We start from the raw sequence: 17,406 nt of genomic DNA on the forward strand, positions 1-17,406 counted from the left end.
GATGAAGGTATTTTAGAAAACAAATATTACCCACTGATTTAAATAACATCCAGACGGTCACGATGCGCTCCGACTTTTTTAAAACGTGAAGTTAATCACTTCATTAACGTGCTGATTGCCAGAATACACCCAACGGCGGCAATCGTTATAAGGTTACCAGGCTGCGTAATTTTTAAACTCATGCAAACGGAAGGGGTATCCCGTCCATAAAAAATAATGAGGAACATGTCATGAGTAACGCGATTACGATGGGTATTTTCTGGCATTTGATAGGGGCGGCCAGTGCAGCCTGCTTCTATGCCCCGTTCAAGCAAGTGAAACAGTGGTCATGGGAAACCATGTGGTCAGTGGGCGGCATCGTCTCATGGCTTATTCTGCCGTGGACAATTAGCGCTCTGTTACTGCCTGATTTCTGGGCCTATTATGGGCAGTTTAACCTCTCCACCCTTTTACCGGTTTTTCTGTTCGGCGCCATGTGGGGCATCGGCAATATTAATTACGGTCTGACCATGCGTTATCTCGGGATGTCGATGGGTATCGGCATCGCTATCGGCATTACGCTTATCGTCGGCACGCTGATGACGCCTATCATCAACGGTAACTTCGATGTGTTAATCCATACCGAAGGGGGACGCATGACGCTACTTGGCGTTTTTGTCGCGCTGATCGGCGTCGGGATTGTGACGCGCGCCGGACAGTTAAAAGAACGCAAAATGGGCATTAAAGCGGAGGAGTTCAATCTGAAGAAAGGGCTTCTGCTGGCAGTGATGTGCGGTATTTTCTCGGCGGGGATGTCTTTTGCCATGAACGCCGCGAAACCGATGCATGAAGCTGCTGCCGCGCTTGGCGTTGACCCGCTCTATGTCGCGCTGCCGAGTTACGTGGTGATTATGGGCGGCGGCGCGCTGGTTAACCTCGGTTTCTGTTTTATCCGCCTGGCAAAAGTACAAAATCTGTCGATAAAAGCCGACTTCTCGCTGGCAAGACCGTTGATTATCAGCAATATTCTGTTGTCCGCGCTTGGCGGTCTGATGTGGTATTTACAGTTCTTTTTCTATGCCTGGGGTCACGCGCGCATTCCAGCGCAATATGACTACATGAGCTGGATGCTGCACATGAGCTTCTATGTGCTGTGCGGGGGGCTTGTCGGTCTGGTGCTAAAAGAGTGGAAAAATGCTGGCCGCCGTCCCGTTGCCGTATTAAGCCTCGGCTGCGTGGTAATTATTATCGCGGCGAATATTGTCGGTTTAGGCATGGCCAGTTAATCGCTTTGATTACTGAGATGACGCCATTGGCTCGGCGTCATCCCGGTTTCCCGCGTGAACACCACTGAAAAATAATTACTATCTTCAAAACCGCACTGCATCGAAATCTCACTAATCATCAGCGGGCTATGCTGAAGCAGATACTGCGCGTGGCAAATACGGACCTGGCGTAAATATTGATTAATCGTCATCCCGGTTTGGGCGCGAAACTGCTGCCGCAGCACCCGTTCGCTGCATTGTTCCTGCTGGCAAAACGCATCCAACGCAAAGGGACACTCAAGGCTATTAGCCAAAGCGGTAATTAATTTATCCAACAGGGTTTCTCGGGAGGTTGCCGGAAGATCGTCGGTCGCGTAGCGATGCCGTTTTAACGTCATCACCAGTTGACCAAACAGCAATTCCGCCATCTCATTCGCCAGCGGATCGCGTCCATTACTCTCATGTTCAAGCTGGTTAATGACCTGCCGCGCCTGATTCATTCCCATACTGCCCAGCCGCCAGTGAGGATGCCACTGCGCTCCCTGAAAGCCGGGAATCATCGCCTGCCAGTTTACATTGAGTTTCAAACGCTCCGGGCAGTAAATAATATTTTGCAGCACCAGATCGTTAACGGAAGTATAGGAGTGTTTGTCTTCAGCACGAATGTAAAACAGATCGCCGCGGGTAATTCTGTATGGGCGCTCATTAAGAACGTGTAGGCCATTGCCCCGCCAGACCATCACCAGTTCACAAAACTCATGCGTATGTTCCGCAAAAACATCCTGTGGATAGCGATCGGCAACCGTAACGGCCTGCTGCTCATCAGTAAAAAAATCTTTTTTCAAAAGGATTAACTGATTTGCCACCGCAGCACCTCATGTTGAATGCTTGCCGGATGGCGCTACGCTTATTCTGTCTACCGCTCGCCGCCGTAGGCCAGGTAAGGCGCAGCCGCCATCCGGTATTAAAGGGTATAATTATCAGCATATTGGCGACGAAAACGTTGATAGCGTTCGCGTTACTGGATTATCGCATCGCGTCCCTGACGGATATCCCGCGGCGACCAGTTAAATTCTCGGCGAAACAGAGTCGAAAAGTGGTTACTGTCGCCAAAACCGCAGCGGTACGCGATTTCTGTCACGCTATGATCGCTATGGCGTAATAAATGCCGGGCTTTGATCAAACGCAGGCGATTAAGGTAACGTTGCGGCGTCAGCCCGGTATGCTGTTTAAGCTGACGATGCAGCGTGCGTAGCGACAGCGAAAACTGTTCAGCTACCGCCTCCCAGCAGACCTCCTCCGCAAAATGGTCTTCCAGCCATGCCATCAGTTGGTTGAGTTTGGCGTCGTTATTGGTCGCGCCTTCCATCAGGCTACTGCGGCGTAACAACACCAGTAGTTGCATAAACAAAATTTCGCGATTCGCCACGGCAGGCGCATCCATGCCGTCTCCGGTGCGCTCCATCAGACCGACCAACTGGCGCACCTGCTGCAACACACTCTGATTCACCCGCCAGTGCGAAGGATAGTAACCATCCTGCTCCTGCGGCAGCAATTGATCCAACCCCGCCAGGAACTGGAAGGCGTCCGGTGAACGCCACAGTACATTCGTCAGGCATAGGTTGTCGGTATGTTCATATAAATGCCGGTCGTGATCGCGAACAAAACACACGGTACCGCCGCTGATGGTATACGGCTGCCCGTTGAATACATGAATGCCCGTACCGTGTTCCACAATCACGATTTCATGGAAGTCATGATGGTGTTCAGGGAAAGCGGCTTGCGGCAGACGAGGTTCAATCGCTACGGGCGCTTTACCTGATGGAAAAAAATCCACGCTATGCAGTACGGTCATGGTTGCTTCCTCCTGAATTCAACATGTCCGAATAGTAATTAAGGGCTATCGGCCTCACCTTAAATTTTTGACGCTAAAGCGCGCAAACATGGTCTTTTTTTCAAGAAAAGGCGGGAAAAAGCGGGAAATGCGGACGACATCACACCGGCCTATTAGTAGAAACTGTGAACGCTATCACGTTCATCTTTGCCTTGTTGCCAGCGGCTCATTTTCCTGTCAGTAACGAGAAGGTAGGTCTTTGAGGGCTTTTTTAGACTGTGCGCAATGACTCTAAGAAGGACCTGATTATGACTTTTCGCCATTGTGTCGCGGTTGATCTCGGCGCATCCAGCGGGCGCGTGATGCTGGCGCGTTACGACAGCAAACACCGTACCCTGACGCTACGTGAAATTCACCGTTTTGTGAACTGCCTACAAAAAACAGACGGGTTTGACACCTGGGACATCGACAGTCTGGAAAAGGATATCCGTCTTGGTCTGAAGAAAGTCTGCAATGAAGGCATTCTTATCGACAGCATCGGCATCGACACCTGGGGCGTCGATTATGTCCTGCTGGATAAACAAGGTCAGCGTGTCGGCCTGCCGGTCTCCTACCGCGATAACCGTACCACGGGCATCATGCCGCAAGCGCTGGTCCAGATCGGCAAAAGCGAAATCTATCGCCGCAGCGGGATTCAGTTTCTGCCGTTTAACACCATCTATCAGCTACGCGCGCTGACGAAACAACAGCCTGAGTTAACGGCGCAGGTCGCTCATGCGCTGCTGATGCCCGATTATTTCAGCTACCGCCTGACCGGTGAAATGAACTGGGAATACACCAACGCCACGACCACCCAGTTGGTCAATATCAATACCGATGACTGGGACGAGACCCTGCTGACATGGACTGGCGCGAAAAAGAGCTGGTTCGGTCGCCCCTCGCACCCTGGCAATGTTATCGGCGACTGGATTTGCCCGCAGGGCAACCGTATTCCGGTGGTAGCCGTCGCCAGCCACGATACCGCCAGCGCCGTTATTGCCTCTCCGCTGGCAAATAAACATAGCGCTTACCTGTCTTCAGGCACCTGGTCGTTGATGGGTTTTGAAAGCAAAATGCCCTACACCACTGACGAGGCGCTGGCCGCCAATATCACCAACGAAGGCGGCGCGGAAGGGCGTTATCGGGTACTGAAAAACATTATGGGTTTGTGGCTGCTCCAGCGTGTGCTGAAAGAACGGCGCATTACCGATCTGCCTGCGCTTATCGCCCAAACAGAAGCGCTGCCGGCCTGCCGTTTCCTGATTAACCCGAATGACGATCGCTTTATCAATCCTGACGATATGCGCGCCGAAATCCAGGCCGCCTGTCGCGAGACTGACCAGCCCGTTCCCGTCAGCGATGCCGAACTGGCGCGCTGCATTTTCGACAGTCTGGCGCTGTTGTATGCCGACATTCTGCACGAACTGGCAAATCTGCGCGGCGAAAAATTTACCCAACTGCATATTGTCGGCGGCGGATGCCAAAACGCGCTACTCAACCAGTTGTGCGCCGATGCATGTGGCATTCGCGTGATGGCCGGGCCGGTTGAAGCCTCCACCCTTGGCAATATTGGTATTCAGCTTATGACCCTCGACGAATTAAACAACGTCGATGACTTCCGTCAGGTCGTCAGCGCTAACTACGACCTGACAACCTATATCCCTAATCCTGATAGTGAAATTGCCCGCCACGTTGCGCAGTTTCAACCCAAACGACAGACAAAGGAGCTTTGCGCATGACCACTCAACTGGAACAAGCCTGGGAACTGGCAAAACAACGTTTCGCCGCAGTAGGTATTGATGTCGAGGAGGCGCTGCGCCAGCTCGATCGCCTGCCGGTTTCCATGCACTGCTGGCAGGGCGACGATGTTGCCGGATTCGAGAACCCGGAAGGTTCGTTGACGGGCGGAATTCAGTCAACCGGCAACTATCCGGGCAAAGCGCGTAACGCCACCGAACTGCGCGCCGATCTGGAACAGGCGCTGCGTCTGATCCCAGGACCAAAACGGCTGAACCTGCACGCCATTTACCTTGAGTCGGATACGCCGGTTGCCCGCGACCAGATCAAACCGGAGCATTTTAAAAACTGGGTGGAGTGGGCGAAAGCGAACCGGCTGGGGCTGGATTTCAACCCTACCTGTTTTTCTCATCCACTGAGCGCAGACGGTTTTACCCTCTCTCATCCAGACGCGAAAATTCGCCAGTTCTGGATCGATCACTGCAAAGCCAGCCGCCGCGTCTCGGCATACTTTGGTGAGCAGCTCGGTACGCCGTCGGTGATGAACATCTGGATCCCGGACGGCATGAAAGACATTACCGTCGACCGTTTAGCCCCGCGCCAGCGCCTGCTGGAAGCGCTGGATGAGGTCATTAGCGAGAAATTCGACCCGGCGCACCACATCGACGCCGTTGAGAGCAAACTGTTTGGCATCGGCGCGGAAAGCTACACCGTCGGCTCCAATGAGTTCTACATGGGCTACGCTACCAGCCGTCAGACCGCGCTGTGCCTGGATGCGGGCCACTTCCATCCCACTGAAGTGATTTCCGACAAAATTTCCGCCGCCATGCTCTACGTGCCACGGCTGCTGCTGCACGTTAGCCGCCCGGTACGCTGGGATAGCGACCACGTGGTGCTCCTGGACGATGAAACCCAGGCAATTGCCAGCGAGATCGTCCGTCATAACCTGTTCGACCGTGTGCATATCGGCCTGGATTTCTTCGACGCCTCTATCAACCGTGTCGCCGCGTGGGTTATCGGTACCCGCAACATGAAAAAAGCGCTGCTGCGCGCTCTGCTGGAACCCACAGATCAACTGCGTCAGCTTGAGGCCAGCGGAGATTACACCGCGCGTCTGGCGCTGCTGGAAGAGCAAAAATCTCTGCCGTGGCAGGCCGTCTGGGAAATGTATTGCCAGCGTCACGACACGCCGGCTGGCAGCCAGTGGCTGGACAGCGTTCGCGCCTACGAAAAAGAGATCCTGAGCAAACGTAGCTGACTGCGACACCTGATCTGTAGGCCGGATAAGACGCCCGCGTCACCATCCGGCAATAAATGAAACACGATTGCCGGATGGCGCTGCGCTTATCCGGCCTACGTAAGACCCGAATAACCTTCGGGCAATGAATGGGAACACGAACATGCAAAATATTACCGATTCCTGGTTTGTCCAGGGCATGATTAAAGCCACGTCTGATGCGTGGCTGAAAGGGTGGGACGAACGTAATGGCGGTAACCTGACGCTACGTCTCGATGAAACCGATATCGCGCCTTTTGCGGCTAATTTCCACGAAAAACCGCGCTATATCGCGCTAAGTCAACCCATGCCGCTGCTGGCGAATACGCCGTTTATCGTTACCGGTTCCGGCAAATTCTTCCGCAACGTGCAGCTCGATCCGGCAGCCAATTTAGGCGTGGTCAAAATCGACAGCGACGGCGCAGGCTACCACATTCTGTGGGGCTTAACCCACGACGCGGTACCCACCTCTGAACTCCCGGCGCATTTCCTTTCCCACTGCGAACGCATCAAAGCCACCCACGGCAAAGACCGCGTCATTATGCATTGCCATGCGACTAACCTGATCGCCCTCACCTACGTACTGGAAAACAACACTGCGCTGATCACCCGCAAACTGTGGGAAGGCAGCACCGAATGCCTGGTGGTATTCCCGGACGGTGTCGGCATTCTGCCGTGGATGGTGCCAGGCACCGATGAAATCGGCCAGGCCACCGCGCAAGAAATGCAGAAACATTCGCTGGTGCTGTGGCCGTTCCACGGCGTGTTCGGAAGCGGACCTACGCTGGATGAAACCTTCGGTTTGATAGATACCGCAGAGAAATCCGCTGAGGTATTAGTCAAAATCTATTCGATGGGCGGTATGAAGCAGACCATCACGCGCGAAGAACTGGTCGCACTCGGCAAACGTTTTGGCGTGACACCGCTGGCCAGCGCCGTAGCGCTGTACTGATACCTCCCAACTCAACGCCGGATGCGGCTTTGCCTTATCCGGCCTACAGGCCGGTGCGCATTTTACCGTAGGCCCGATAAGCGTAGCGCCATCGGGCAACAGGGAATTTTTTTAAGGAGAATAGTGATGAGCTTTATGTTGGCACTGCCAAAAATTAGCCTGCATGGCGCTGGAGCGATTGCCGATATGGTGAACCTCGTGGCGAATAAGCAATGGGGCAAAGCGCTGATCGTTACCGATGGTCAACTGGTAAAGCTGGGCCTGCTGGATAGCCTGTTTAGCGCACTGGATGAACATCAAATGTCTTACCACCTGTTTGATGAGGTGTTCCCAAACCCGACAGAAGAGCTGGTGCAGAAAGGTTTTGCGGCGTATCAGAGCGCAGAATGTGACTACATTATCGCCTTCGGCGGCGGCAGCCCGATCGATACCGCTAAAGCGGTGAAAATTCTGACCGCCAACCCAGGCCCATCTACCGCCTACTCCGGCGTCGGCAAAGTGAAAAACGCCGGCGTACCGCTGGTAGCGATTAATACTACGGCAGGTACCGCGGCAGAGATGACCAGCAACGCGGTGATTATCGACTCTGCCCGTAAGGTCAAAGAGGTGATCATCGACCCGAATATCATCCCGGATATTGCCGTGGATGACGCCAGCGTCATGCTGGAAATCCCGGCTTCTGTGACCGCCGCAACCGGCATGGATGCCCTGACCCATGCGGTGGAAGCCTATGTCTCCGTTGGCGCGCATCCGCTCACCGACGCTAACGCGCTGGAAGCGATTCGCTTAATCAATGTGTGGCTACCGAAAGCGGTTGACGATGGCCATAACCTCGAAGCCCGTGAGCAAATGGCATTCGGCCAGTACCTGGCGGGTATGGCGTTCAACAGCGCCGGTTTGGGGCTGGTTCACGCGCTGGCGCACCAGCCGGGCGCAACCCACAATCTGCCGCACGGCGTCTGCAACGCTATCCTGCTGCCAATTGTCGAGAACTTTAACCGTCCGAACGCCGTCGCGCGTTTTGCCCGCATCGCACAGGCGATGGGCGTGGAGACGCGCGGTATGTCTGACGAAGCCGCAAGTCAGGAAGCGATTAACGCTATCCGTACGCTGAGCAAACGCGTCGGCATTCCAGAAGGTTTCAGCACGTTGGGCGTCACAAAAGAAGATATCGAAGGCTGGCTGGATAAAGCCCTCGCCGACCCGTGCGCGCCGTGTAACCCGCGCACCGCCAGCCGCGATGAAGTTCGCGAGCTGTACCTGGAGGCGTTATGATCCGCAAAGCCTTTGTGATGCAGGTAAATGCCGACGCGCACGAGGAGTATCAGCGTCGTCATAACCCAATCTGGCCGGAGCTGGAAGCCGTATTAAAATCTCACGGCGCGCATCACTACGCGATTTATCTCGATCAGGAGCGCAATCTGCTGTTCGCCACCGTTGAGATTGAATCCGAGGAGCGCTGGAACGCCGTTGCCAGCACCGACGTTTGCCAGCGTTGGTGGAAACATATGCGTGACGTTATGCCCGCGAATCCGGATAACAGCCCGGTCAGCGCAGAGCTAAAAGAGGTGTTTTATCTGCAGTAAGTCGTGTGCCCGGTAGCGCAAGCTTACCGGGCCTACGGTTTTATTTTTTGTCGGCCGGATAAGGCGGTTACGCCGCCATCCGGCAATTTCAATTCTGCTCCGCCACCAGGATAGCCTGAGTATCCGGTTCCAGCGCTTTAAAGATATGCGCCTGGTCGCCGGGATAACAAATGTAATCGCCCTCCGCCAGCTCTTCCGGCGCCTCGGTTAAGCCGACGAGGGCTTTTCCCTGCGTAACAATAATATGTTCCACCGACCCCGGCGGATGCGGATGAGAGATCCGGTCGGCCCCCGGCTGCGTCAACAGCAGATAGATATCACGCCGCGCGCCGGGCGGACACGCCGCCAGTAATATCGCCTGATAATGCGCCTGCTCCGCCACCACTTTGGTGCCCTCTCCGCGGCGAATCACCTGCGTTTTTTGTACCTGCGGCTCCAGCAGCCTGGCAAAGGGAATGTCGAGCGCGACGCATAGCGACCATAACGTCTCCAGGCTGGGGTTGCCGTTCCCTGCTTCCAGTTGTGAAAGCGTAGATTTAGCGATGCCTGCGCGCCGCGCAATCTCCGCCAGCGACAGTCCGGTTCGCTGGCGTTCGCGTACCAGACTTCTGGCAATGACGCTAATAGGTTGTGTCATAAAGCATCCAACGTTCACTATAACGAACGAAATGTTCGTCTTGTAAAGCAAATCTGTTCCGTTCATTATAATGAAAATTCGTTCGATATGACTAAAGAAGATGAAACACTATTTTTCCTGTCTCAAGGGAGACACGATAAAAGCGATATTTTTAGTGTGCCTGGCCGTGGGCGTCGTCGGCATGTCCTATGGCTCACTGGCGATGGCCTACGGTTTCCCACTGTGGGTGCCGTTTGTCCTCTCTATTTTTGTGCTGGCGGGCGCGTCCGAATTTATGTTTATCGGCATTGTTGCCAGCGGCGGCAATCCGTTAGCGGCGGCGGCGGCAGGACTGCTGGTGAATGCGCGCCACGTGCCGTTTGGCGTAACGGTGCGCGATTTGGTTGGCACCCGCGCCGCCAGCTTTTTCGGCTGCCATATTATGAATGATGAGAGCGTGGTGTTCGGCCTGTCGCAAAAAACACCCGAACAACGTAAAGCCGCCTACTGGCTATGCGGTCTGGGCGTCGCCCTATTCTGGCCGATTGGCACACTGATTGGCGCAGGTGTCGGCAAACTGCTCCCGGCCCCAGAAACCATCGGTCTGGATGCCGTATTCCCGGCAATCTTACTGGCGCTGGTGATCCCGGCGTTTAAAAACCGCACCACATTGATTCGTGGTTGCAGCGGCGCCGCGCTGTCGCTTGCCGCCGTTCCTTTTGTGGCTGCCGGATTGCCGGTGTTGCTTTCGCTGCTTGGCCTACTGGCGAGGAAAAAATAATGGGCAATATGACGCTATTTATTATCGGTATTGCTCTTTTGTCTGCGGGAACCTATTTGATGCGCCTCGGCGGCGCGAAACTTGGCAGCCGTCTGGCGCTGTCTGAGCGTTCACAGGCGCTGCTCTCGGATGCGGCAACGGTGCTGCTATTCTCCGTCGCGCTGGCGACCACCTTTTACGAAGGCGAACATTTTGCCGGAATGGCGCGCGTTCTTGGGGTTGGCTTCGCCGTATTTTTAGCCTGGCGTAAAATGCCGCTTATTGTGGTGATTATCGCCGCCGCGGTAGTGACCGCGTTATTACGAATGGCGGGTATTAATTAACGTCTTACAGAACAGTTGGACGTGACACCCTATAAGTGATGAAGGCTGGGCCGCCCTATGCTGAAGTGGCTCAGAATTTTCGCATCAGGGGGATAAATGCTTTCCATATGAATGCCGATCCTCAATGACACTACCAGTACCTTCCAGCGTGACGTCAACATCTTGTGATAGCTTCAGATTACTGGTTTTTCTAATAACTCTCTTTAGTTAATGTTTACGTCAGCTATTTTTACGGATATTGCCTGATGAAGAATACATGAACGAAAAAAGCGCCTGATCGGCGCTTTTTATTGGCGTTATAGCGTAATTTTATAGGCACTTGCGCCAGCCTGTGCACAGTTAATGTGCCGTCACTCAACGCAGGCGGTTATAATCATCCACCATCTCGTTATAACTTCTCAACGACGCCGGATAAGAATCCGCAACCATCCATCCTGTTGCAGGGTCCTGCACCCGTTTCTTTTCAAAATCAGAATACTCAACATTGTCTCTGATGCGACGAATATATTTTTTAGCTTGTAGCTGATAATCAGCCGCAGAGCTGATGAAAGAAGAATTACGGCCATCAGTATTCACTTCTTTCAATTGCGCAATCATTGTTTCCAGTTCCGCGACTTTTTTCATCATCGCTTCGGCATCAAAGGTATCGGCAGAAATAACCTTGTTGATCTGCTTTGCCGAAATCATGACAGCCAGAGAATAATAGTTAAATGTTTTGCCTTCCGCTTCTTCTATTCTCTTCAACTGTGTCAATTGCCGCCTGTCATTTATTTCCTGAATAGCCTCATGATATTTTTCCGAGACGGGTTTAAAATCCTCGATATTCTTCAGTAATGTCTGATGCAGCGCCTTACCTTTAGCAAAGGCATCATCTTTATAGTTTTCCTGGGTATAATATTTTTCCATTTCGTTAATGGTATTACCCAGCGCGGCGGCGCTATCAATATAGCTAACGGCAACGCCATCAATAGGCTCAAGTAATGGCGTTAAGGCGGCCACCTGTTTCATCTCTTTCTGGCAATTCGTTATGTAAGACTCCGTAATACCATAAATGCCATAAACCAGGCTCTCTTTCCCTGTCGGACCTTTTTTAAAGTCTTTCACCCAATCCGCGTAACGCGCCAGACTGCGCTGAACGGGCAATTGAAGTTTATTAAAACAATCGATATAGACATCCATTTTTTCACTATAAACTTCTTCAGCGTCAACCTCCGGCTGAGCTGGCGTTTCTGGCTTCGCCGCCGGGGGCTGAGTTGCCGTTTCTGGCTTCGCTGCTGGGGGCTGCGCTGGACTTTCGCCAGATTGCGTTTCCGGCGTCTGAGAAGGCGCTGGCGTCGCAGGCTGACTGCTGGCGGCCGGCGTCGCCTCGGTTTTAACATTATTGTCATCACATCCTGTTGCGCCCAGGGTCATTAGCGCAATGATTATCGCTGAGGATAATAAATTCCTTTTCATTTAATTGCCTTTTGTATATTTACGTTGGGGTTCTCTTATTTTAACGAACACATTGATATTGATAATGTTAATTATAATGAAATATGCATTAAGTATTTTTTGTGTTGAATAAATCACATACCTGTTTTTTTTCATTAAAATGAATCTGTAAATTTCAATGATATTATTTATAGGTTATTCTAATGAAAAAGGATTTGTTATCACCAATTATTATCGCTATGCTGATGACTGCCGGGCTAAGCGCTTGTGATGAAAAAAAAGCGGACGAACAACCTGTAGCTCAAAGTGCGGATTCATCAGCGAGCAATACACAACCCACATCAGCGGAAAGCGCAGATGCGAACGATGTTCTTAACCAAAAGCTGAATGTTTACATTGATTGTTATAATAATCTCCAGGCAGATATTTACCGTGCTGTAAATCGTTATGCTAACACATTCGACGATTTCCGCACCGGCCCTACCGGTAAGGAAGACGATCCCTCTCCGCTGGTTCCTGTGTATCCTGCATTTATCCAGGACTGCCGGAAAGACATCAAGGCGGCGGCTGAATTAAAGCCGGCGTTTGCCTCTCTGGATAGTGCTGCTCTGGCATTTATTAATGCGGCTGGGCCACTAGCTGAAACAATCAATAGTATGAATAAATACTATGATCAAGATAACTTCAAGGATGATGCCTTTGCTGGCGCTAAAGCGTTCCATAAAACGTTTATAAAACAGTTCGATGAGTTTGATCCCATTGCGAAGAAATATATCGCCGAGATTACCATTATGAGTAAGCAGCATGCGGCTAATGAAATTAAGGCGACCGAGAAGAAAGAAGGTAAATCCATTAAGTACTATACGCTTTTGACGATGCAGGAAGCCGAGACGCTTAATGACGCTGTAGCTGATGATTCTTTTGATGTGGCGGCAGTAAGCAAACAGCTCGCTGATTTTGAAGAGCATACTCAGAAGCTAAACGAGAAGATCAACGTTGATATAGATAAACATCGTAGCTTCCCTGGTTTTATTTCTGAGCTGGAAAAATTCCAGGGCAAGGTGAAAAAACGCATTCGGCGCGTGCGCGATAACGTGGCGTATACCTCGCATGAGCAGGACTACCTCAATAGCGGCAGCGGCGATATGGTAGATGGTTCTTATGAGGCTGTGGTTAAAGCTTATAACGAGCTCATCGATACCTATAATGGCTATCATCTTGAGCGTGAGTTCTAAGCTTTTCACGCTGCAAATCGCGTGCATATAACCGCTGAACTGAGCAAATAAGTCGTTAGCGACTGCCGAAAGAGCGCCCCAGGGGCGCTTTTTTCGTTCGAAGTATTACCGGGTAGCAAGCGCCTCGTGAATGGCTGGAATAAGCTGCGGCCCAGCATAAAAACGATTAAAACCTGTATGGCCTCGCCACTATACGTGATTCCGTTATCAAGAGAGGCTGTAAAATTGAGAAAATATATATTTTACGAAAATGTAGAGGGTACTATTTTAGTCTGCGATTAACCGCTGCGGATGGGTATAAATCGTCGCCCGACCCGGCTTACAGAACCCCACCAGCGTCAGATTGCAGCGTTCAGCCACCTCGACCGCCAGCGTCGTTGCGGCAGAGACGGCAAACAGAATTTCCACACCGCACATCGCCGACTTCTGCACCATTTCGTAACTCGCGCGACTGGAAACCAGCGCCGCGCCTTGCCGCCATTCCTCACCTTCCGTAGCGCGGCGGCCGAGCAGTTTATCCAGCGCAACGTGGCGTCCGACATCTTCATGGCCCCCCGCCAGTTCACCCGACGGCATGACCCATGCCGCAGCGTGCGTACAACCCGTCAGCTTACCCGTCGGTTGAAAATCATTCAGATGTTTTAACGCGCGATCAAGGTTACCGAGATTAAACGTTTGGCTAAACGGCAGCGGTTGCACCGGCTTACCGATGTCATTGAGCTGTTCCACGCCACATACGCCGCAACCGGTACGTCCGGCCAGCGCGCGACGACGCGCTTTCAGCCCCATAAATCGACGGCTGGAAAGATCAATCTGCACTTCAAGTCCGTTACAGGACGGCACAACGTCCATGCCATAGATTTCACGCGGGCTGTCAATGATCCCTTCCGACAGAGAAAACCCTATTGCGAAATTCGTCAGATCTTTCGGAGAAGCCATCATAACGACATGCGAAATACCGTTATACACCAGTGCCACTGGCACTTCCTCGGCAACATCATCAAGTTGGGGGGACTGCAAATCCTCGCGTTTCCAGAGAGTCAACTGGCGTGAGGTTGTGAAATCAGTCACATTTAGGACTTCTTCAGACAGTATATTGTTCACTTTCTTTTAACCATATAAGAACACACACACCAACATTATGGTATTCTGTTACAACTCCTCCCGGATGGAGGAAAATTTATCCAATTCTGAACCTTTGCGGGCCCGTCCGCAAAGAAAAATAACAACCACTCCCTGAGCGTTTCGGATAGAGAAATGTGAAAGAGAAGTGACAATGTCGAAACAAGGAGCAAACCATGCAGGTCAGCAGAAGGCAGTTCTTTAAGATCTGCGCTGGCGGTATGGCAGGCACCACGGCGGCGGCACTGGGCTTCGCGCCCGGCGTAGCGCTAGCGGAAACACGGCAATATAAACTGCTGCGCACCCGCGAAACCCGTAACACCTGCACCTACTGTTCCGTTGGCTGCGGGCTGTTGATGTACAGCCTCGGCGACGGTGCGAAAAACGCCAAAGCATCTATTTTCCATATCGAAGGGGACCCGGATCATCCGGTAAGCCGTGGCGCGCTGTGCCCGAAAGGGGCCGGTCTGGTGGACTTTATCCACTCTGAAAGCCGCCTGAAATTCCCGCAATACCGCGCGCCGGGTTCAGATAAGTGGCAACAGATCAGTTGGGAAGAAGCGTTTGACCGCATCGCTAAACTGATGAAGGAAGATCGCGACGCCAACTATCAGGCGCAGAACGCCGAAGGCGTTACCGTTAACCGCTGGCTCACCACCGGGATGCTGTGCGCTTCCGCATCCAGTAACGAGACGGGTTATTTAACGCAAAAATTCTCCCGCGCGCTGGGTATGCTCGCGGTCGACAACCAGGCGCGTGTCTGACACGGACCAACGGTAGCAAGTCTTGCTCCAACATTTGGTCGCGGTGCGATGACCAACCACTGGGTCGACATCAAGAACGCCAACCTCGTCGTGGTGATGGGCGGTAACGCCGCAGAAGCTCACCCGGTCGGGTTCCGCTGGGCGATGGAAGCCAAAATTCACAACGGCGCGAAGCTGATTGTGATCGATCCGCGCTTTACGCGTACCGCGTCGGTGGCCGATTTCTATGCGCCAATACGCTCTGGTACTGACATTGCCTTCTTGTCAGGCGTGATGCTGTATCTGCTGACCAACGAAAAATACAACCGTGAATACACCGAGGCCTATACCAATGCCAGCCTGATCGTGCGTGAAGATTTTGGCTTCGATGATGGTCTGTTCACCGGCTATGACGCAGACAAGCGGCAGTACGATAAAACCAGTTGGCACTATGAGCTGGACGAAAACGGTTTTGCCAAACGCGATACGACACTGCAACACCCGCGCTGTGTCTGGAATCTGTTGAAACAGCATGTCTCACGCTATACGCCGGACGTGGTAGAAAATATCTGCGGTACGCCGAAAGCGGACTTCCTGAAAGTGTGCGAGTACATTGCAGAAACCAGCGCAAAAGATAAAACCGCGTCGTTCCTGTACGCGCTGGGCTGGACGCAGCATTCCATCGGCGCGCAGAACATCCGTACTATGGCGATGATCCAGCTTCTGCTCGGTAACATGGGGATGGCGGGCGGCGGCGTTAACGCCCTGCGCGGTCACTCCAATATTCAGGGGCTGACCGACTTAGGACTGCTGTCGCAAAGTCTGCCGGGCTACCTGACGCTGCCGAGCGAAAAACAGACCGACCTGCAAACCTATCTGGCTGCCAATACGCCGAAGCCATTGTTGAAGGATCAGGTCAACTACTGGGGTAACTATCCGAAATTCTTCGTCTCAATGATGAAGGCCTTCTTTGGTGATAAAGCGACAGCGGAAAATAGCTGGGGCTTTGACTGGCTACCGAAGTGGGATAAAGGGTACGACGTGTTGCAGTACTTCGAGATGATGAAACAGGGCAAGGTCAACGGCTATATCTGCCAGGGCTTTAACCCGGTGGCCTCATTCCCGAACAAAAACAAAGTGGTCGCGTCGCTTTCCAAACTGAAGTACCTGGTGACTATCGATCCGCTCAACACCGAAACGTCCACCTTCTGGCAAAACCACGGTGAGTCGAACGACGTTGATCCCGCAAAAATCCAGACCGAAGTGTTCCGTCTGCCTTCCACCTGTTTTGCCGAGGAAAATGGTTCCATCGTTAACTCCGGTCGTTGGTTACAGTGGCACTGGAAGGGCGCGGACGCCCCGGGAATTGCCATGACCGACGGCGAAATCCTCGCCGGTATCTTCTTACGCCTGCGTAAGATGTACTCTGAACAGGGCGGCGCCAACCCGGAACAGGTGCTGAATATGACCTGGAACTACACCAAACCATACGAACCTGCCTCTGAAGAAGTGGCGATGGAAAGTAATGGTAAAGCGCTGGCCGATCTTATCGATCCGGCAACCGGCGCGGTGGTGGTGAAGAAAGGCCAACAGCTCAGTTCGTTCGCGCAACTGCGCGATGACGGTACGACGTCCAGCGGCTGCTGGATTTTCGCCGGTAGCTGGACGCCGGAAGGCAACATGATGGCGCGTCGTGATAACGCCGACCCGTCTGGTCTCGGCAACACGCTGGGCTGGGCATGGGCATGGCCGCTTAACCGCCGCATCCTCTATAACCGCGCCTCCGCCGATCCGCAGGGTAATCCCTGGGACCCGAAACGTCAGCTACTGAAATGGGAAGGCGGAAAATGGGCCGGATGGGATATTCCGGACTACAGCGCCGCCGCGCCCGGCAGCGACGTCGGACCGTTTATCATGCAGCCGGAAGGGATGGGCCGCCTGTTTGCTATCGATAAGATGGCGGAAGGGCCGTTTCCGGAACACTACGAGCCGTTTGAAACGCCGCTGGGCACTAACCCGCTGCACCCGAACGTTATCTCTAACCCTGCCGCCCGTATCTTTAAAGACGATGCCGACGCGCTGGGTAAAGCGGATAAGTTCCCGTATGTCGGAACCACTTACCGTCTGACCGAGCACTTCCACTACTGGACCAAGCACGCGTTGCTTAACGCTATCGCCCAGCCGGAACAGTTTGTGGAAATTGGCGAGAAGCTGGCGAATAAACTCGGCATCGCGCATGGCGATACCGTGAAGGTCTCCTCGAACCGCGGCTATATCAAAGCCAAAGCAGTGGTGACCAAGCGTATTCGCACGCTGAAAGCGGACGGCAAGGATATCGATACCATCGGTATTCCTATTCACTGGGGCTACGAAGGCGTGGCGAAAAAAGGCTTTATCGCCAATACGTTAACGCCTTTCGTCGGTGATGCGAACACGCAAACGCCGGAGTTTAAATCCTTCCTTGTGAACGTGGAAAAGGTGTAA

General features: G+C 52.9%; 15 protein-coding genes. 10 read left to right on the forward strand and 5 right to left on the reverse strand.

The features are described 5' to 3' along the window. The first annotated feature begins 230 nt into the window (after positions 1–230). On the forward strand, positions 231–1,265 hold the full coding sequence (gene rhaT, locus EOS98_RS22060) for an L-rhamnose/proton symporter RhaT (RefSeq protein WP_000063541.1): 1,035 nt from the start codon (positions 231–233) through the stop codon (positions 1,263–1,265). Here the strand turns inward: rhaT and rhaR are convergent. Then, positions 1,262–2,110: an HTH-type transcriptional activator RhaR gene (rhaR, locus tag EOS98_RS22065; protein ID WP_000013290.1), complete on the reverse strand. Its 849-nt coding sequence runs from the start codon at positions 2,108–2,110 to the stop codon at positions 1,262–1,264. The genes rhaT and rhaR overlap by 4 nt on opposite strands. 152 nt (positions 2,111–2,262) lie before the next feature. Next, complete coding sequence (gene rhaS / locus EOS98_RS22070) at positions 2,263–3,099, reverse strand: HTH-type transcriptional activator RhaS (RefSeq protein ID WP_000217117.1); 837 nt, start codon at positions 3,097–3,099, stop codon at positions 2,263–2,265. A 287-nt stretch (positions 3,100–3,386) separates the two neighbouring features. On the opposite strand from rhaS, the gene rhaB reads away from it, so the two are divergent. The 5 genes from rhaB to rhaM all read left to right on the forward strand — a co-directional run bounded on the left by rhaB (position 3,387) and on the right by rhaM (position 8,668). After that, positions 3,387–4,856 (forward strand): rhamnulokinase, encoded by a 1,470-nt coding sequence (gene rhaB, locus EOS98_RS22075; protein WP_061375796.1) that lies wholly within the window; start codon positions 3,387–3,389, stop codon positions 4,854–4,856. After that, entirely contained in the window at positions 4,853–6,112 is a 1,260-nt protein-coding gene (gene rhaA / locus EOS98_RS22080) for an L-rhamnose isomerase (protein ID WP_000211468.1), read from the forward strand. Before rhaB ends, rhaA begins: the two co-directional genes overlap by 4 nt. A 142-nt stretch (positions 6,113–6,254) precedes the next feature. After that, the gene (rhaD, locus tag EOS98_RS22085) at positions 6,255–7,082 is read left to right on the forward strand and encodes a rhamnulose-1-phosphate aldolase (protein ID WP_001179696.1); all 828 of its coding nucleotides are present in this window, start codon (positions 6,255–6,257) and stop codon (positions 7,080–7,082) included. A 126-nt stretch (positions 7,083–7,208) separates the two neighbouring features. Beyond that, on the forward strand, positions 7,209–8,357 hold the full coding sequence (fucO, locus tag EOS98_RS22090; RefSeq protein WP_000009254.1) for a lactaldehyde reductase: 1,149 nt from the start codon (positions 7,209–7,211) through the stop codon (positions 8,355–8,357). Beyond that, on the forward strand, positions 8,354–8,668 hold the full coding sequence (gene rhaM, locus EOS98_RS22095; protein WP_000619478.1) for an L-rhamnose mutarotase: 315 nt from the start codon (positions 8,354–8,356) through the stop codon (positions 8,666–8,668). Before fucO ends, rhaM begins: the two co-directional genes overlap by 4 nt. An 88-nt stretch (positions 8,669–8,756) precedes the next feature. Here the strand turns inward: rhaM and EOS98_RS22100 are convergent, their stop codons facing one another. After that, positions 8,757–9,305, reverse strand: coding sequence for a helix-turn-helix domain-containing protein (locus EOS98_RS22100; protein WP_001517951.1), 549 nt, complete (start codon positions 9,303–9,305; stop codon positions 8,757–8,759). A 100-nt stretch (positions 9,306–9,405) separates the two neighbouring features. Here EOS98_RS22100 and EOS98_RS22105 point away from each other — a divergent pair, with 100 nt between their 5' ends. Both EOS98_RS22105 and EOS98_RS22110 read left to right on the forward strand, forming a co-directional pair. Next, on the forward strand, positions 9,406–10,065 hold the full coding sequence (locus tag EOS98_RS22105) for an AzlC family ABC transporter permease (RefSeq protein ID WP_000683586.1): 660 nt from the start codon (positions 9,406–9,408) through the stop codon (positions 10,063–10,065). Then, positions 10,065–10,388, forward strand: coding sequence for an AzlD domain-containing protein (locus EOS98_RS22110; protein ID WP_000527677.1), 324 nt, complete (start codon positions 10,065–10,067; stop codon positions 10,386–10,388). The genes EOS98_RS22105 and EOS98_RS22110 overlap by 1 nt, the downstream gene beginning before the upstream one ends. 354 nt (positions 10,389–10,742) lie before the next feature. On the opposite strand, the gene EOS98_RS22115 is transcribed toward EOS98_RS22110, so the two are convergent. Beyond that, complete coding sequence (locus EOS98_RS22115) at positions 10,743–11,843, reverse strand: YiiG family protein (protein WP_000828048.1); 1,101 nt, start codon at positions 11,841–11,843, stop codon at positions 10,743–10,745. A 182-nt stretch (positions 11,844–12,025) separates the two neighbouring features. On the opposite strand from EOS98_RS22115, the gene EOS98_RS22120 reads away from it, so the two are divergent. Then, on the forward strand, positions 12,026–13,057 hold the full coding sequence (locus EOS98_RS22120) for a YiiG family protein (RefSeq protein ID WP_126524391.1): 1,032 nt from the start codon (positions 12,026–12,028) through the stop codon (positions 13,055–13,057). Positions 13,058–13,324: 267 nt separating this feature from the next. Here the strand turns inward: EOS98_RS22120 and fdhD are convergent, their stop codons facing one another. Beyond that, complete coding sequence (gene fdhD / locus EOS98_RS22125; RefSeq protein ID WP_061383745.1) at positions 13,325–14,161, reverse strand: formate dehydrogenase accessory sulfurtransferase FdhD; 837 nt, start codon at positions 14,159–14,161, stop codon at positions 13,325–13,327. Positions 14,162–14,355: 194 nt separating this feature from the next. Between fdhD and fdnG the strand changes: the two genes are divergently transcribed. Further along, positions 14,356–17,406 carry a formate dehydrogenase-N subunit alpha gene (fdnG, locus tag EOS98_RS22135; protein ID WP_077248424.1) on the forward strand — a complete coding sequence of 1,017 codons (3,051 nt, stop codon included), beginning with the start codon at positions 14,356–14,358 and terminating at the stop codon, positions 17,404–17,406.

It is taken from the genome of Salmonella sp. SSDFZ69, assembly GCF_004010755.1.
Classification (GTDB): Bacteria; Pseudomonadota; Gammaproteobacteria; order Enterobacterales; family Enterobacteriaceae; genus Salmonella; species Salmonella enterica.

Coding starts and splice junctions, on each gene's coding strand:
- rhaT (WP_000063541.1), top strand. CDS start 231: ATGAGTAACGCGATTACGATGGGTATTTTCTGGCATTTGATAGGGGCG.
- rhaS (WP_000217117.1), bottom strand. CDS start 3,099: ATGACCGTACTGCATAGCGTGGATTTTTTTCCATCAGGTAAAGCGCCC.
- rhaB (WP_061375796.1), top strand. CDS start 3,387: ATGACTTTTCGCCATTGTGTCGCGGTTGATCTCGGCGCATCCAGCGGG.
- rhaA (WP_000211468.1), top strand. CDS start 4,853: ATGACCACTCAACTGGAACAAGCCTGGGAACTGGCAAAACAACGTTTC.
- rhaD (WP_001179696.1), top strand. CDS start 6,255: ATGCAAAATATTACCGATTCCTGGTTTGTCCAGGGCATGATTAAAGCC.
- fucO (WP_000009254.1), top strand. CDS start 7,209: ATGAGCTTTATGTTGGCACTGCCAAAAATTAGCCTGCATGGCGCTGGA.
- rhaM (WP_000619478.1), top strand. CDS start 8,354: ATGATCCGCAAAGCCTTTGTGATGCAGGTAAATGCCGACGCGCACGAG.
- EOS98_RS22100 (WP_001517951.1), bottom strand. CDS start 9,305: ATGACACAACCTATTAGCGTCATTGCCAGAAGTCTGGTACGCGAACGC.
- EOS98_RS22105 (WP_000683586.1), top strand. CDS start 9,406: ATGAAACACTATTTTTCCTGTCTCAAGGGAGACACGATAAAAGCGATA.
- EOS98_RS22110 (WP_000527677.1), top strand. CDS start 10,065: ATGGGCAATATGACGCTATTTATTATCGGTATTGCTCTTTTGTCTGCG.
- EOS98_RS22115 (WP_000828048.1), bottom strand. CDS start 11,843: ATGAAAAGGAATTTATTATCCTCAGCGATAATCATTGCGCTAATGACC.
- EOS98_RS22120 (WP_126524391.1), top strand. CDS start 12,026: ATGAAAAAGGATTTGTTATCACCAATTATTATCGCTATGCTGATGACT.